Genomic DNA, 14,757 nt, shown 5'->3' on the forward strand with positions numbered 1-14,757 from the left:
TCACCGCCGGCCGCCCCTCCGACACGTGCGGCCGCCGCCTCATCGCCTTCGCCCCCGGGAGAGCCACCTCCAGGAGAGTCATCCACAGGAGCGTCACCTACCGAAGCGCCGTTCACCGAAGCGTCGTCTACAGGAGCGTCGTCTGTCGGTGAGTCGCCTGCCGGAGCGTCGTCTGTCGGTGAGTCGTCGACGGGAGGGGCGTCCGGGGATGCGTCGTTCGGGGAGGCGTCATTCGCGGACTCATTCGCGGACTCGCCTGCGATCTCGTCCGGAGTTTCGTTCGCGGGCTCGTCCGAGGGCTCATCCGAGGTGTCGCTCGCGGGCTTATCGATGATGGGAGATTCGCTCTCGTCCTCGTCGGGGATGGCGGCCGAGGGGTCTTTTCCGTCGTTATCGGATATGTCTTCCTCGTGGCCGAATTCTGCGTCCTCAGCGGATTCTTCGGCGTCGACGGTCAGGGTGACGGTCATGGGACCGTCCCCGCCGGCCGGTGGTCCGGCCTCGGTGCCGTGCTGGTCCACCTCGCCCGGACCGGTGGGCTCCTCGCCCTCCGGACCCTTTCTGCCGTTGCTCACAAGCCCCCCGTGATTATTGCGTCACCGACGATACCTGAGGGGATCCGTGCCGCGAGACGCTCAATGCACCACTCCCATGGCTTCCCAATAAGAGGACGGGCAATGCGCCTGTCCGGTTGTCGTGACGGATGTCGCAACGCGGACTTCTTGAAACGCCGAGCGGCGGGGCCCGACCGGGTGCCCCGCCGCTCTCGCTCATGCGCGGCCGTGCCGCGCCGGCCTCACTTCTTGATCTTGGCGAGGATGTCCACGACGAACACGAGGGTGTCGTCGCCCTTGATGTCCGGCGGCATGCCCTTCTCGCCGTACCCCTCCTTCGGCGGCAGGACGAGCAGCACGCGGCTGCCCACCTTCGCGCCGGTGAGGCCCTTGTCGAAGCCGGGGACGGTCTTGCCGGTGCCGATCGGGAACTTGGCCGGCGAACCGGACTTGAAGCTGGAGTCGAACTCCTTGCCGCTGTCCCAGATCGTCCCCTGGTAGTTGAGGACCGCCTCGTCGCCCTTGGCCAGCGCCGGGCCCTTGCCCTCCACGAGGGTCTCGACCCGCAGCTTCTCCGGGGCCTTCTCGTCCGGGATCTTCACCTTGGGCGCCTTGCCGGCGCCCTTGTCCTCGACCTTGGGCAGCTTGGCGTCGTCGAGTTCCTTCTTGGCGCCCTCAGGCCCCTGGTTCTTGTGGACGACGGCCTGGACGTCCACGACGAACACCACCCAGTCGGACTTGGTGAGCCCGAGCTGCGAGCCCTGTTCGCCGAAGCCCTCGGACGGCGGGATCTGCAGCACGACGCGGCTGCCGGACGTCTGGCCGATCATGCCCTCGTCGAAGCCCTTGATGCCGCTGTCACCGATGGTGAGCGGCTGCGTCGGCCGTCCCTGCGTCTCCTGCTCGTAGGAGGAGGCGAGCTTCTTGCTCTTGCTCTTCTTGGAGCCGTCCTCTTCGTCGCTGTCCTTGGACCACTGGTAGAAGACGTACTGGGCGTACACGATGTCGCCCTTGGTGATCTTCGTTCCATCGCCCTTGATCGCGGTGGACACCTTGCGCTTGCCGCCGGGTGCGAGGTCGGTGGGGATCTTCACCGAGGGCTCGGAGGCGAACTTGCCCGTCACCTCGATCTCGGGCGGCGGGCGGTTGATCCACCACCAGAGGAAGCCACCGAGCAGCGCCGCGACCACCACCAGCGTGATGATCACCAGGATCCGCCGCCGGCGCGCCTGCTTGGCGGTCAGCGCGGACGGCCGGTTCAGGCCGCTGCCGCGCCCGGCGCTGATGCCGTGCGGGGTGAATTCCGGGCTGCGGATGTTCTGGGCGTTCGGGATCTTCGCCTTCGCCTTGATCGCCGGCTTTCCCCCGGGCTTGTCATCCTCGGACATGTTTCCTCACTTGCTCCGGGTTTGACGACATCACGAACGTGACCACCCTTCCAGGGACGGGCTAAGCACAGCGTGAAAACCGCGCAAAGGAGGCCGACCCGCAATCTACCGGTCATCCTGGCCGGGTGTGGCGCCGTGTGAAAGACGCCGTGCGAGAGGCGGGCCGACCGTGATCTACCGGTCACACGGGCCTGTGCGGCACCGGGCTGGCGGGGGAACAGGTCGACCTGCAATCTACCGGTCACGCGGCACTGCGTGACAATGTCCGGCGTGTAACCGGGCGCATCCTGCAATGTACCGGCCGCCCGGCCCGCGTCGCGGCGAGCGACTCGCGCCGGTGAACGCCGCCGAATGGCAGTCTGGAGGGATGCGCCTCGCGACATGGAACGTCAACTCGGTCAAGGCCCGGCTGCCGCGTCTCCTGTCCTGGCTGGAGGAGACCGGGCCGGACGTCGTGTGCCTTCAGGAGACCAAGTGCCGCGCCGACATGTTCCCGGCCGCCGAAGTGGAGGAACTCGGCTACGCCACCGCGGCGCACGGGGACGGCCGCTGGAACGGTGTGGCGGTCCTGTCGAGGGTCGGAATCGAGGACGTGTCCCACGGCTTTCCCGGGCAGCCCGTGTACGAGGGGGAGGCGGAGGGCCAGACGAAGCTGACCGAGCCCGTCCTGCTGACGCCGGAGGCCCGCGCGGTCGGCGCGACGTGCGGCGGGGTGCGGGTGTGGTCCCTGTACGCGCCGAACGGCCGCGCGCCCGACTCCGCGCACTACCTCTACAAGCTCGACTGGTTCGCGGCGCTCCGCGAGGCGCTGGCGGACGAGTTGGCCCGGGGCCTGCCGCTGGTGGCGTGCGGCGACTACAACGTGGCGCCCACGGACGAGGACGTCTGGGACCCGGCCGTGTTCGCCGACTCCACCCACGTCACCCCGGCCGAACGTCAAGCGCTCGCCGACCTCCTGGATCTGGGCCTCCACGACGTGGTGCCGACCCCCATGAAGGGACCCCACCCGTATACGTACTGGGATTACCGGGCCGGGATGTTCCACAAGAACATGGGCATGCGCATCGACCTGTTCTACGCGAACGAGGCCGTCGCCGGGCGTGTCCGCTCCGCCTACGTCGACCGCGAGGCCCGCAAGGGCAAGGGCCCGTCCGACCACGCCCCCGTCGTCGTGGACCTCGACTAAGCCCCCGGTCTTCATCAGACGCCGCGGCGGGCGAGCAAACGCCGTTTGCCAGTGGCCTGATTGGTGGGTGGGGGTTGGAGGTCGGGCATTCGAGCGGAGCTCGTCCTTTGGATGGTGGTGGGTGGGGGCTGGAGGACGGTGTAGTTGTCCGGCAGCAGGGAGGCGGGTTCTCCGGGGCCCAGGCACCATTCGGCGGGCAGGCTTGGCCTGTCGCGGCGGGCGTCCTCGGTGAACGCCTCCCAGGCCAGCAGTCCGCCCGGCAGGACGGCCCCGGCCGCGCGCCCGAACACGGCCCGGTCCCAGAACCCGGTGCACAGCACGAGCGCGTACCCGGGCGGCCGCGGCCGCCAGCCGCCCAGATCGGCCTGGACGAGCGTGATCAGCGACGCGAGCCCGCGCCGCCGTGCCTCCGCGCCGAGCCGTCCCAGCGCGACCTCGGAGACGTCCACGGCGGTGACGTTCCGCCCGGCATTGGCGGCGAAGAGGGCGCTGCCGGACGGTCCGGACGCGAGATCGAGCACCCCGCCGTCCGGCAGGCCGAGGGACAGCGCCCGCTCCATCAGCGGATGGACGTGCGTCAGCGCCGGCGCGTCCCCGTACTTGGCGTTCCACCGGAGCCTGTCGGGGTGCCCGGCCAGGTCCGGCGGCACCCGCCCCGGTGACGTGTCGTCCATGCGGACGACGATAAGGCACGCCTGAACCGGTTCGGCGGGTGCCGCGGCGTGACGGGGCGGCTCAGCGGCGCTCGGCGATGAGGAGCATGAACAGCGCCGTCGGGAAGCCCTTGCGCCACCAGGGATCGTCCCGCATCTGCTGTTCCGTCGGGTGCGGCTCGCGCAGGTCGGCGATGACGAAACCGGAGTCTCGGAGCGTTCCAGCGTAGAACTCCAGCGGCCGGAGCCAGGACGTGATCATCGAAGGGGATTCCAGGCCGTCCACCAGGAAACGCTGGTCGATCCCGCGGGAGGCGAAGTACTGCGACGCCGGGACGCTGTTCATCGCGCCGTGCTCGGAGTTCTCCACGTAGAAGCACGGGTGGAGGGTCAGCAGGACCAGTCGCCCGCCGCTCTTCAGGACCCGGGAGAACTCGCCGAGCGCTGGGGCCGGGTCCTGCAGGTGGCTGAACAGGTGGTTGCAGACGACCAGGTCGAACGCGGCGTCCTCGAACGGCAGGTCCTCGACGCTGGCGCAGGTGAACGTGGCCGCTCCGTCCGGCGACGGATGTTTGGAGGCCGCGTCGATCAGCCCCTGGGAGACGTCGACGCCGGTGACGTCGGCGCCCCGGGACGCGAGTGTACGGGCCAGATATCCCTCGCCGCAGCCGGCGTCCAGGACGCGCCGCCCCTCGCAGGAACCGATGGCGTCGAGAACGGCGCCGTCGGTGAGGTCGGTCCGGTATCGGTCGCGGCGCTCCCTGATGATCTTGACCCAGTACTGTGCGTTGGCCTCCCATCTCTCCCGTGTCAAATTCGCGATGGCTTGCGCCGTGTCCTCCACCGGCTCCCCATTCTTCGAAAACCTGGTTCAGGCGATGCCCTTGAGCCGCCGCACCAGCGTGTTGCAGGTCTGTCTGATCCTTCGGTCCCGGCAGTCGGCCCCGCGCAGCTCGATCGCCTGGATCAGCTCGGTGATCTTCCCTCCGAACGCGGGATCGCGTTTCAGTGCCAGCGGGATGTACGTCGACACCAGGTAGTACAGGTAGGCGTCGTTGTACACCGCTATCTCGCGCAGCACCTCGGTGGCCGTGTTGCGCAGCGACAGGGAGCTCGGCAAAGTGAAGTCGCTGCTGATTCGGCCGTCTCTGGTGTAGGTCGGGAACGCCCATTCCTCCAGCGCCGCGTAAACGGGCGTGGCGTCGAGCTCCTTGCGGTACCTCTCCGCTAGCTCGATGTCGTTGGAACTGATGAGGGAGCCCATCACGACGCCGCGCATCATGAACGCGGTCTGCCGTCCCGGGACCTCGAAGCCGAGGTCGGCCTCCAGCGTCCCGGTCACCTTGCTGACCTGGTGCGTGAGGATGTTGAGCGCCAGGATCGAGTGGAACGAGTAGGTCTTGCGGTTCAGCCGGGGGGCCAGGTCGACCGAGGAGTCGAAGAGCGTCTGCGGGTCCTTCAGCAGGCCGCTGCCGGGCCGGGTGGAGTAGAGCGCGGAGAGCGCGCGGTCCTGCTCGCGTCCCCAGAACCGGGCGATGAAGGACGAGGTCTTCTGCGTCGCCTCGCCGCGCACGATGTGCAGCGCCGCCTCAAGGGCGTTCAGCAGGTGCTGCTGCGCGACGTCCGACCCCTCCAGGGCGGTCAGGTCGACGGCGAGGCCCTCGCCGTGCAGGTCGCCGACGAGCACGTCGCGGCGTTTCCGGATGGCGTGCGCCATCGAGTACTCGGCGATTCCCGGGACGGACGACATGAGGCTCTGCAGGGACCGTCCGCTCACCCGGTCCAGCCATTCGGCGTTGTCCCACAGCCGGAAGATCGTGCTCTCGTCGAGCCCGGAGAACGCCGCCACGTCGGACATGTTGAGTCCCATGCCCTTGGTGATCTCGGAGAGGGACTTCGGCTCACCGTCCGCTGTCATCACTCGCCCTAGATGTGGCACTTGTTGACGATTCGATCGTAGCGAAACGCCGGGTACGGGGGGCGGACGATGGACGGATGTATCCGTCCCGTCACCAAGGGGGGCGAGCGTCGCGGACGGGCCGGATGGCATGGCGGGCCGTCACTCCGATTCGCGGCCCGGGGTGCGCCCGATGCAGCCGATCAGCGGCACCGGGCCCGTGGTGTGGACGGCGTGCGGAAGCGGCAGGGCGGCCGGGTAGGGCGCGGCCATCTCCAGGCTCCCGCAGATCTCGGTGATCGCGTCCCGGCTCCGCGGCCAGAACGGCAGGTCGGGGTTCTGCGGCAGCCCGGCGAGCGGATCCAGCTCCGGCGTCCGCTCCGTGTGGGTGATCACCACGTGGCTGCCCGGCGGCAGCGCGTCCACCAGCGCGTCCACGATGCCGCGCGGGTCGTCCTCGTCGGCGATGACGTCGAGCACGCCGGTCAGCAGCACACCGACGGGCTCGCTGAAGTCGATCAGCCGCCGCAGCCCCGGCTCGGCGAGCAGCGCGGCCGGGTCGCGGACGTCCGCCTCGAACGCGGCGGTGGCCGGGTCCACGGCGAGCAGCGCCCGCGCGTGCGCGAGCACCATCGGGTCGCTGTCGACGTAGGCGACGCGGCAGGACGGATCGGCCCGCCGGACGATGTCGCCGACATTGTCGCCCATGCCGCAGGTCATGGGCAGCCCGCAGCCGATGTCCACGAACTGCCGCAGCCCCGCCCTCTCGGCGAGCACCGCGGCGGCATAGTCCAGGAAGCCCCTGTTCGCCTGGACGAGCCGCTTCACGACCGGGCATCTGCGCAGCGCCCACTCGGCGAGTTCGCGGTCGGCGGCGTAGTTGTCCTTGCCGCCGAGGTAGTAGTTGTAGACGCGGGCGTTGCTGGGGGCCGGCCCGCTGAACCGCCCCGGGTCACTCTCCTCGTCCTGCGGAGGAAGGAGTTCCGTCCATCGGGTCGCGTTCAGCGTCGGCCCCAGCGTCACGGCAGCCGCCATCCTTCCCGGACGCCCACCCCGAACCAGAAGGTGGCCGTCCCGTTCCTGCCCCGGCAGGTGCCGAAGTCGGTGGCGAGCGCCTTCAGCAGGACGAGACCCCGCCCGTGCACGGGCGGCGGCTCCTCCGCCCCGCGCGGCTGGCCCGGCGCGGCGCCTCCGTCGGTCACCTCGACCCGGACGTACCGGTCGATGTGCAGGACCGACAGCGTGACGGTCCCGTCCCGGCGCGGCCTGGCGTGCAGCACCGAGTTCGTCACGGCTTCGCTGGTCAGCAGTTCGAGATCGCCGAGTTCGGAGCGGTCGGCGCCGAAGTGCTGCCCGATGAGCTCCCTGACATAGGACCTGGCGAGCCGCACGGCGGCCGGCGTCGCGGCGAGGTCGATCTCGCCGATGAGACGCCCGGACGACTTGCCGTTGCTCCAGGCGGACGGAATTCCGAGTTCCAGCGAGGGTGCGGGTGCCGGGACGAGTACAGGTGTCCCGGACCACGCTTCTGATGCATTCATGGCGGCGTTGGCTTCACGTCTCCGTGTCGGGCTGTAAGCGAACATGTGTTCTTCGGCCTGGTCGAATTCGGACGTGGAAGTGAGACAACACACACTCTTACGCAGCGCGCATGTACCAGTCACCGATGCTTGCGCGGATGCAAGGACCTTGCCCCACGCTGCGCACTGTCACCGTCCGTCCGTGATCCACCACACGGTGCCGCGGCCGCCTCGGCGGGAAACGGGCTGCGGTCGGCACTCAATTCACACCTGACCAGGCCATCCGGGGGTGGACGTGCCCACGCGGAGCCGGGCGCGGAGCGCGTCGAAGTCACCCGGCAGAGCGTCGGCCCGCCCGGAAACCACCGTCGGATCTTGTGCGCGAAACGGTCCAGGACAACGGACTCGGTGCGGCGGTTTGAAAGTTGACCGATAAACTAAAATCCGCGTCCTCGTGGAGAAATTCGGCCCGACCTTACGCCCGAACGGCCTCCGCCCACATGCCGGGCTCGCCGAAAAGAATCATCGGAAATTCTCCCGCACCCCACTCGCACCTCGCTCGCACGCGGGCCCTGGCAGGCGCGGGCCGGGCCGGGCCTGGCCTGGCCGGGCCCGCCCCGGGCAGGCGCGGAGCCCGCGCCACGCCTGCACCGAGCCCGCACCCGCGTCGTGTGCTCAGTTGCGGACGCGGTGGACGCTGAAGCTCGCCGCGCCGGCGCCGCCGAGGCCATTAACGATCTTGGACGGGGTCAGGACCGCGAACCCGCCGCCGATCGCCCTCGGCCTGCCCGGCAGGTCGTCGGAGACCAGCCGGCCCTCCCCGTCGAGCAGCAGGAACCGCTCGGCCTCGGCGCGGGCCCCGGTCCTGGCCGGCCGGACGGCGGCGAACAAGTCCCCGATCGCCCCGTAGCGGGTGAGGAATCCCGTCTCCAGCAGGTCGTTGATCTTCGTGGCGCCGTCGCGGGTCTGGATCGTCACCGCGCGCACACCGGCATCGCTTCCCGGCTTGTCCGGCCCCCCATGGCACACGATGAGCGTGTCGCCGTCCCCGTCGCAGCGGGCGAGGGGCGTGTAGGTCCTGGCCAGTTCGCGCCCGGTGGCCCGGTCGAGGACGGCCCCGCCGTCCGCGGTGCCGATGACGATCGTCTTGCCGCCCTCGTCGTACAGCAGCTCCGGCTCGCGGTACCAGCCGCCGAGCTGCCAGCGCCACTTACCGTCCGACGCCCCGTACGCGATGATGTCGCGCCATTCCCGCCGCCCGTCCTTGACGGGGCCGCGATCGGCGGCGAGGACGAGACCGCCGCCGACGCTCTCCGGCTCCACCCTGGGCTCGCGCCACAGTTCCTTCCCCGTCGCGGTCGCGTAGACGATCATCTCGTCCGCGTTCGCCGGACTGCCGTACCTCGACACGTCGACCGCGAACGTCGTGCCGTCGGCCGCTCTCAGGATCGCGTGGCTGTTCGAGCCCGTCGTCCGCTTCTTCCACCGGACGCTTCCGTCCTTGAGGGAGAGCGCCGCGACGCCCTCCTCGTCCCCACGCCCCGAATACTCCACGAGCGACAGCCACGTCCCGCCCACGTCCACGAGATGGGGCACGCCGATGAAGTGCGCCTCGTCGCCGCCGCCGAGGGACGTGCCTTCGCGGACCGACCACCGCACCTTCCCGGTCGCCGCGTCCGCGACGACCTGCTTGTCGAGGTCGTCGTCCTTGGCGTCCCGGCCGGTGTAGACGATCGTGTCGCCGGCCAGCCGGATGCTCTGCACCGAAACCAGACCGGTGTCCTTGGCCGACTTCGACTGCGACTCCGGGACGGAGGCGAGGGTCCCGGCGGTGTGTCCCGTCCACAGTGGCGCCGCGTCGATCCGGGGCGGCTTCACCGTCGGCGCTCCCGGCCCGCTGGGCTCGGACGGTTCCGTGCCCACGGCCGCAGCGTGAACGACCAGCCCGTCCGGCGTGGACGAGGACGACCCCTCCCGGCGCACCCGGTACGCGACGGCCTTCTCCGACACCGCGGCGACCTCGCCGGGCGGCGCCGACCCGACCCGGTTCGCCGCCCGGTCGACCACGGCGCGCCGCGCGGGACGGTCGCCGTCGGCCGATGCGTGAACGAAGATCCGGTCCTGCCAGACCAAGCGGACGCGGGCCAGCGTCTTCTCGTCGAAAGGAGGCTTCTCCGTGGCGAACGGTTTCGCGCCCGCACCGGACCGGATCGTCACCAGCCGCCCGTCGGGACCCCCGCACGCGATCAGCGTGCGACCGTCGTCGGCGCAGGAGTAGAGGCGGTCGGTCTTCCCCGCCTCACCGCCCTTGGCGGATCCGCCCGCGGTGATGTCACGGCCGGTGGCGACGTCGAACAGTGCCGTCCGGCGGTCCATGTACGTCCGGTCCGGCTTCCGCTCCCTCACCGTGATGGCGGCCGTCCCGCCGGCCGCCGCCTCCAGATGGGAACTCTCGAACGCCTCACCCAGGTCCCACCGCTTCTCGCCGGTCTTCACGTCCAGGGCGAAGACGTCGGTGCCCTTCCGTTCCTCCCCCCACCCCACCGGCGGGGGCCGCTCGCCGCGCGTCTCCCCGAGCACCAGGCCGCCGGCGAACCGGTACGCCCAGCCGCCCTCGTGCTCCCACAGTTTCCCGCCCGTCGCCGCGTCCAGCGCGATGGTCTTCGGGTCGACGCCCTGCTTCGACTCCACGCTCGCGAGGACGACCCCCGCATCCGCGGCGAGCAGCCGAGTCTTCTTGTCGCGGTCGTCGTCGCCCTCGTCGCCGGAACGTGGCCGGACGAGGGGCTGCTTCCAGCGGACGGCGCCGTCCTTGCCGGACAGCGCCGCGACGCCGATCTCCGTCTCGTCGTTCCGGCTGCCCACCGTGTACTGGACCAGGACCGTCCAGTCGCCACCCTCGCCGTACACGGCCGGGCTGCCCGTGACGCTCCGCAGGTACTCCGCCCGGTAACCGTTGCCTTGATGGGCGACGGCGCCGCCGCCGCCCCTCAACGGGGAACCGGCGTCCACGGTCCAGTGCGGCGCCCCGGTCCGGACATCGACCACGGCCAGGCGCGCCGCACCGAGACCGACGTCCCCGGCGACGATCGCGACATCACCGCGCAGTTCGACACCGGCGACTCTGGACATGCCGAGCTTGCGCTCATCCCACATCGCCTTGTCGCCGAACGAGAACGCCGCCGGCCGCTTCTCTCCGTTCGGCAGCGGATCGATGTCCGAGCCGCCATCGCCGCATGCCTGGATCACCCCGAAGACCAGCACGAGAACCGCGAGGAAACCCCCCGCCGCCAGAGCACGTGACCTGTTCGACTTCGGCAGCAAGGCCGCACCTTTCCCACGGGAGCATGACAAAACCGCGGAGGCCGCTTCGCCGCGACGCAGGCGCGTCGAAGGCATCGATCAACCGCACCGAATCGGATGTCCGGAACAAGTACTTAGTTCGGCTTGATTTCACCCGAACTTGGCCACTTCCGGCCACCCGTCGCCACTCCCGTCCGATCCGCGGCCGATCCGCGGCAGGTCCCGGGCGGGCCGGCCGGTTCAGACGGCGAGGAGCGTCGCCGTGGCGTCCGCGGTCGCGGGGTGGCGTCGCAGCAGCGCGTTCACCTCCTCGTTGCCCGCCGCGGGGGACGCGGTCCACTCGGCGGGAAGCCCCAGTAGTGCCGCCACCTCATCGCATGCGGCGGGGTTTGCGGCCAGCAGGGCCGAGACGGGGCCGGACGCGGCGGGCGCCGTCACCGGCGCTGCGGCGGACCGCTCCCACGGCGGAACCCACGAGTCCACACCGTCCAGCGTGGCCGGGAACGTGCGGGCCGCCTCCCGGACGAGCACCGGCACCAGCTCCCGCGCATGCTTGCGCAGCGTCGTGATCAGCTGCGGCAGCCACGGCAGCAGGACGGAGTCGGGCAGCCGCGCGAACGCCTTCGACATCACCTCCACCACCAGCGGCGCCAGCGTCGGCGCGGGCTCCAGCGCCTGGACGAACCCGCTCATGTAGTGCGGGAACGCCGGGATGACCAGCGGGTTGGCGAGCAGCTCGTCGCACCGTCCGCGCAGCTCCGCGAGCGGCATCAGGCCGAGCTGCGACTTCGCCGCCCACAGCAGCGCCACCTTCGCCGGCGCCTCCGGATGCGACTGCCGCACGGCCAGCTCGAGCTGCGCGTGATCGCAGCCGAGGGACAGGGCCAGGCTCTCCATCCCGAACAGGAACCCCAGCATCGCCGCGACCTGCCGGACGCCGGTGTCCTCGTCCAGGAACGCGGTCGGCAGCAGCGTGCAGTAATGCGCGTACCCGGCCGTGACGAACGACTGGCACCATCCGGGCAGTTCCGGCTCGGTCGCCCGGTAGTGCGCCAGCAGCCGGCGGATGCGGCGCAGCACCTCCGGCGCGTCGTCCACGGTCCGTTCGGCGGCCAGCAGCTCCACCGCCCGCGCGCCCAGCTCGTCGACGAACCGGCGTCCGCCCAGATACAGGATGGCGTCCTCGACCGCCTGCAACGCGACGGCGGCGGTGGCCTTCGGATCCCACACCGCCCGGCGGAGCCGCTGCTCCAGCACCTGCTCGACGGTGACGCCCTCGTAGCCCAGCTCGACGAGCGCCCGCTGGTTGCGGCCGATCGCGAGGTCCCAGCTCTCCTGGATCGACCGCTCGCCCAGCTTCCGCGAACCCATGATCGGCCTGACCGCGTCGTCGGGCAGCAGCCGCCGCAGCACCCACAGCAGCTCCGAGCACGGCACCAGCCGCGGGTCGGCGTTCAGATCGAGCAGCGCCCGCTGGATCGTGCGCTTCTCCAGGTCGAGGCCCAGCGGCTCCAGCCGGTCGAGGACGTCGCGGGCCAGCGGCGGCAGCGACTCGTAGCCGACCTGGCCGATCCGGTCGCCGCCGAGGAGGATCTCGCACAGCCGCCGCACGTCCCGGCGGCCCGGCACCGCGTCCTTCTCGATGCAGGTGATCGCCGCGTCCTGGAAGTCGTACGGCGTCGGACGCGCCCGCCCCCGCATCCCCGCGAGGAGGACGGACGTCTCGAACACGGCGATGGCGTCGGCGGTGCTCGCCATGTACCCGTTGCGCCGCGCCAGCCGGACGATGTCGACGCACCAGCCGAGCAGCTCCGCCTCGTCGAGGTCGTCCAGCGCGGGCGGGCTCGCCAGGAACCCCGACAGCCGGTCCGCGACGGGCGGGTCCTCTCCGCGGTCGGCCGGCTTGCGGCCCTTGGCCGGCTGCCCGGCCTTGGCCTTGGACGGCTTCGCGGCGCCCTTCTGCCCTTCGAGGCGGAACGGCTTCACACCGCTCCGCTTCACGGCCTTCGCCCACGTCGCCGCCGCGATCGACACCGAACCCGACGCCAGCCCGAACTGCGCCTCGATCGCCGAATGGCTGGACGGGATCAGCCCGTACTGCCAGCGCGTGGACGTCCGGGGCGTGATGTCGAAGGGCTCCGCGTCCGACGCCAGCCCGAACTGCTCGACATGACTGGCCGCATGGAACGCCCCGCAGACGTACAGGCATTCGGACGGGTCGGTCCCGGTCGCCGCCAGGTGCTCGCGCATCCGCGTCCACATGTACCGCTCGCGGTTCTCGTCCAGCCCGTTCCGTTCGTCGCCGTCCGGCCGCAGCCGCCGGAACAGGCTGCCGATCAGCACCATCACCTGCCGGTAGGTGTCGTAGTCGGCGCCGGTGAGGGGCTGCTCGACGTACTGGTCCCACCATTCCGACCAGTGCCGCACCTTCCCGTGGTGCAGCAGATGCGCCTCCAGTTCGGCGAACCGGGGACGCAGGTCACCGATCTCGACCCCCACGGAATCGCCGTGCAGCGCCCCGTCGCCGTCCGCCTCGTTCTCGGACTTCTCGGAGCCCTCGGAGCTCTCGGCGGTTTCCGCGGTTTCCGCGGTGTCCTTCCGCGGGTCCCACTGGAAGACGTGGTCGGTGGATCGGTCGACCAGGACCAGCTCGACCCCCGGCGTGTCGAGCGCGTAGGAGATGGCCTGGTACTCCGCCGAGGCCTCCGTGATCGGCGCGACGACGCTGAGCGGCGACCACGCGGCCGGAAACCCGTCCAGCTCGGTGGCGAACGCCTGCAGCGCCACCGGCAGCCGGCAGTTCCGCAGCTCCGTGAGAAGCGGCGCGAGGTCCTCGCACAACTCCAGATAGATGACGGACGGCCGCTTGTCGTGCAGCCGCCGCGCCATCGCCAGCGCCGACGCCGGCGAATGGTGGCACACCGGGAAGATCTCCAGCTCCTCCCGCAGCGCCCGGCCGACGTCGTCCACCAGCCCCGAAAGGATCCCCGACACCGCGTCCCCGCCGAACGCGTGCGCGGCGCCCGTCAACTGCTCCCGCAGCGCCCCGAAGACGCCGGCGGGTTCGGGCCGGCCGCTCATGAAAGCGTCGAGATCGCGTCGCGGCCGCCCTCAAGGAAACCCTGCCACGGCCCGCCCTCGCCCTCCTTCTTGCTGCGCGGCTCGATGACGCCGTGCCAGAACTTGTTCAGGATGGCGAGGTCTTCCGGGGTGCGGCGCGCCAGCGACCCGACGAGCGAACCGCCGAGCGTCTCCGGCCGCAGCGTCCGGTCGCCGAAGAACTGGCTGTGCAGGATGGCGTCCTCCAGAACACCGATCTGCTCGGCCGTCGACAGCGCCGACTCGAGCTTCTCGTCGTCGCTCGTGGCGGACGCGGCGGCGGCGCGCAGGTCGGCGAAGCTCTGCAGCAGGACGTCCAGCAGCGTCGGCGGCAGCTCCAGCTCGATCTGGTGGCGGCGCAGCAGCTCCGACGTGCGGAACCGGACGATCTCCGCCTCGCTGCGCTTGTTCGTCACCACCGGGATGCGGACGAAGTTGAACCGCCGCTTCAGCGCCGACGACAGGTCGTTGACGCCCCGGTCCCGGCTGTTGGCCGTCGCGATGATCGAGAAGCCGGGCTGGGCGAACACGATGTTGTCGTCGTCCAGCTCGGGGATCGACACGTACTTCTCCGACAGGATCGAGATCAGCGCGTCCTGCACGTCGCTGGTCGAGCGGGTCAGCTCCTCGAACCGGCCGATCACCCCCGACTCCATCGCCGTCATGATCGGCGAAGGGATCATCGACGCCCGGGACTGCCCCTTGGCGATCACCATGGAGACGTTCCAGGAGTACTTGATGTGGTCCTCGGTGGTGCCCGCCGTGCCCTGCACGACCAGCGTCGAGTTCCGGCAGATCGCGGCGGACAGCAGCTCGGCGAGCCAGCTCTTGCCGGTGCCCGGATCGCCGATCAGCAGCAGCCCCCGGTCGGAGGCCAGCGTCACGATGCTGCGCTCGACGAAGCTGCGGTCACCGAACCACTTCTGCGGGATCTCCCGCTCCAGGCCGTCCGACCGCTCCGATCCGAGGACGAACAGCCGCACCATCTTCGGGCTGAGCCGCCACGCGAACGGCTTGGGACCGTCGTCGACCGACTCCAGCCAGTCCAGCTCCTCGGCGTACTTCGCCTCGGCGGGGGCGCGGAGCATCTCGTCGGGCATCGTTGCCTACCTTTCAGCGTGCGACCGGCGCGGGTCGCGTGAGTGCGGCGTGACTGT

Annotated in this window: 10 protein-coding genes; 1 reads left to right on the forward strand and 9 read right to left on the reverse strand. The window is 70.5% G+C overall.

Features of this window, described 5'->3' with window-relative positions:
• Positions 1-796: 796 nt before the first annotated feature.
• Positions 797-1,942 carry an FKBP-type peptidyl-prolyl cis-trans isomerase gene (locus AB0C35_RS17955; protein WP_358456755.1) on the reverse strand — a complete coding sequence of 382 codons (1,146 nt, stop codon included), beginning with the start codon at positions 1,940-1,942 and terminating at the stop codon, positions 797-799.
• A 367-nt stretch (positions 1,943-2,309) separates the two neighbouring features.
• On the opposite strand from AB0C35_RS17955, the gene AB0C35_RS17960 reads away from it, so the two are divergent.
• Positions 2,310-3,128: an exodeoxyribonuclease III gene (locus AB0C35_RS17960; RefSeq protein ID WP_358456758.1), complete on the forward strand. Its 819-nt coding sequence runs from the start codon at positions 2,310-2,312 to the stop codon at positions 3,126-3,128.
• 14 nt (positions 3,129-3,142) lie between these two features.
• Here AB0C35_RS17960 and AB0C35_RS17965 read toward each other — a convergent pair whose 3' ends face one another.
• The 8 genes from AB0C35_RS17965 to AB0C35_RS18000 all read right to left on the reverse strand — a co-directional run bounded on the left by AB0C35_RS17965 (position 3,143) and on the right by AB0C35_RS18000 (position 14,700).
• Positions 3,143-3,802, reverse strand: a complete 660-nt coding sequence (locus AB0C35_RS17965) for a class I SAM-dependent methyltransferase (RefSeq protein WP_358456761.1) — start codon at positions 3,800-3,802, stop codon at positions 3,143-3,145.
• Positions 3,803-3,863: 61 nt separating this feature from the next.
• The gene (locus AB0C35_RS17970; protein ID WP_358456764.1) at positions 3,864-4,595 is read right to left on the reverse strand and encodes a class I SAM-dependent methyltransferase; all 732 of its coding nucleotides are present in this window, start codon (positions 4,593-4,595) and stop codon (positions 3,864-3,866) included.
• A gap of 57 nt (positions 4,596-4,652) precedes the next feature.
• Positions 4,653-5,699 (reverse strand): hypothetical protein, encoded by a 1,047-nt coding sequence (locus AB0C35_RS17975; protein WP_358456767.1) that lies wholly within the window; start codon positions 5,697-5,699, stop codon positions 4,653-4,655.
• A 141-nt stretch (positions 5,700-5,840) separates the two neighbouring features.
• On the reverse strand, positions 5,841-6,701 hold the full coding sequence (locus tag AB0C35_RS17980) for an SAM-dependent methyltransferase (protein ID WP_358456770.1): 861 nt from the start codon (positions 6,699-6,701) through the stop codon (positions 5,841-5,843).
• Positions 6,698-7,219, reverse strand: a complete 522-nt coding sequence (locus AB0C35_RS17985; RefSeq protein ID WP_358456772.1) for an ATP-binding protein — start codon at positions 7,217-7,219, stop codon at positions 6,698-6,700. Before AB0C35_RS17985 ends, AB0C35_RS17980 begins: the two co-directional genes overlap by 4 nt.
• Before the next feature lie 654 nt (positions 7,220-7,873).
• A complete protein-coding gene (locus tag AB0C35_RS17990; RefSeq protein ID WP_358456775.1) occupies positions 7,874-10,522 on the reverse strand; it encodes a PQQ-binding-like beta-propeller repeat protein in 2,649 nt (882 codons plus the stop codon).
• 219 nt (positions 10,523-10,741) lie between these two features.
• Positions 10,742-13,582, reverse strand: coding sequence for a hypothetical protein (locus AB0C35_RS17995; protein WP_358456778.1), 2,841 nt, complete (start codon positions 13,580-13,582; stop codon positions 10,742-10,744).
• Positions 13,579-14,700 (reverse strand): AAA family ATPase, encoded by a 1,122-nt coding sequence (locus tag AB0C35_RS18000; RefSeq protein WP_358456781.1) that lies wholly within the window; start codon positions 14,698-14,700, stop codon positions 13,579-13,581. The genes AB0C35_RS17995 and AB0C35_RS18000 overlap by 4 nt, the downstream gene beginning before the upstream one ends.
• Positions 14,701-14,757: the final 57 nt, after the last annotated feature.

The organism is Spirillospora sp. NPDC048819 (assembly GCF_040650055.1).
In the GTDB taxonomy this organism is placed as follows: domain Bacteria; phylum Actinomycetota; class Actinomycetes; order Streptosporangiales; family Streptosporangiaceae; genus Spirillospora.

Bases quoted from the DNA above. Each gene is read 5' to 3' on its own strand.
- AB0C35_RS18000 (WP_358456781.1), bottom strand. From the start codon at position 14,700: ATGCCCGACGAGATGCTCCGCGCCCCCGCCGAGGCGAAGTACGCCGAG.
- AB0C35_RS17985 (WP_358456772.1), bottom strand. From the start codon at position 7,219: ATGAATGCATCAGAAGCGTGGTCCGGGACACCTGTACTCGTCCCGGCA.
- AB0C35_RS17965 (WP_358456761.1), bottom strand. From the start codon at position 3,802: ATGGACGACACGTCACCGGGGCGGGTGCCGCCGGACCTGGCCGGGCAC.
- AB0C35_RS17960 (WP_358456758.1), top strand. From the start codon at position 2,310: ATGCGCCTCGCGACATGGAACGTCAACTCGGTCAAGGCCCGGCTGCCG.
- AB0C35_RS17995 (WP_358456778.1), bottom strand. From the start codon at position 13,582: ATGAGCGGCCGGCCCGAACCCGCCGGCGTCTTCGGGGCGCTGCGGGAG.
- AB0C35_RS17955 (WP_358456755.1), bottom strand. From the start codon at position 1,942: ATGTCCGAGGATGACAAGCCCGGGGGAAAGCCGGCGATCAAGGCGAAG.
- AB0C35_RS17975 (WP_358456767.1), bottom strand. From the start codon at position 5,699: ATGACAGCGGACGGTGAGCCGAAGTCCCTCTCCGAGATCACCAAGGGC.